The 1,314-nt window shown below is 69.8% G+C and carries 1 protein-coding gene; it reads right to left on the bottom strand.

What is annotated here, in order from left to right:
• Positions 1–1,289 (bottom strand): DUF2637 domain-containing protein (locus tag ACWC5O_RS45475; protein ID WP_450781403.1); only part of this gene is annotated, 1,289 nt, incomplete at its 3' end.
• Between the last annotated feature and the right edge of the window lie 25 nt (positions 1,290–1,314).

Below are 1,314 nucleotides of genomic sequence, written 5' to 3'. Positions count from 1 at the left end.
CGGGCCGTGTCCACCGTGAAGCCCGATCCCTCGTACAAAAGCCGCGCGATTGCGCTTGCGGACCGTCCGCGCTCTTCCGGGGACAGCTGCAGGTAGCGGTGCTCCAGCAGGTCCACCCCCGTCAGCTCGACTCCCTCCGCTTCCGGCCCAGGCCCCGGCTCGGGCAGCGGCCCGACGTTGTCGAGCGGCTCGGGACTGTCGCCAATTGGCGACAGCTCCGCCTCGTCCGCGTCCGGCACGAGGTCCTTCTCGAACCAGCCGACGCGCGCCTGCACCATCGGCGGCCGCCCGTCCCTGCGCGCTGCCACCGGGACCTGCGCCAGCTCCGCCAGCTGCTCGGGGGTAGGGAACTCCCCCTGCTCGCGGGCGTACGCCTCGAAGGCCTCGTACTCGCCCTGCTCGAGACTCGGCTCAGGCTCCCGCTGCTGTGCCTGCCTGTTGCCATGGCGGTGATGATGGGGCAGGACGTCCTCGCGGACCATCTGGTGCGGCACCGTGGTCAGTTCCGGGCGGACGTCCACGCGCTCCAGTTGAGGAACCTCGATCCCGGCGGCCGCGAGTCCCGCCGGCCCCGTCTCCGCGAGCGGGACACCGTACTTGGCGAGCCGCAGCGGCATCAGCGCCTCCACCGGCGCCTTGCGCCGCCACCCGCGCCCGAAGCGGGACTGGAGACGGGCCTGGTAGACGAGACGATCCTGCTCCAGCTTGATGGTCTGCTCGTAGCTGCGGAGCTCCCACAGCTTCATCCGGCGCCACAGCTTGAAGGTGGGCACCGGGGAGAGCAGCCAGCGGGTGAGGCGTACGCCTTCCATGTGCTTGTCGGCGGTGATGTCCGCGATCCGGCCGACCGCGTGCCGGGCCGCTTCCACGGAGACGACGAACAGCACCGGGATGACCGCGTGCATGCCGACGCCGAGCGGGTTGGGCCATGCCGCCGCGCCGTTGAATGCGATCGTCGCGGTGGTCAGCAGCCAAGCGGTCTGCCGCAGCAGCGGGAACGGGATGCGGATCCAGGTCAGCAGGAGGTCCAGCGCGAGCAGGACCACGATTCCCGCGTCAATGCCGATGGGGAAGACGAGGGAGAAGTTGCCGAAACCCTGCTCCACAGCGAGTTTGCGGACCGCGTCGTACGAGCCTGCGAAGCCGATAGCCGCGATGACGACCGCGCCAGCCGTAACCAGCCCGATCAGGATCTTGTGAACGCGGGTGAGCTTCGGAATCTCCCTCTTCGCTTCGGGGGTGGGCGCTGCCCCGTGGGGATCAGCAGCCGTACCCTGGTGGTGACGCATGCAGGTCCGCGAAGAAGCCCGCGGT

The organism is Streptomyces sp. NPDC001450 (assembly GCF_053597295.1).
This window is presented reverse-complemented; position numbering and strand designations above follow the sequence as displayed.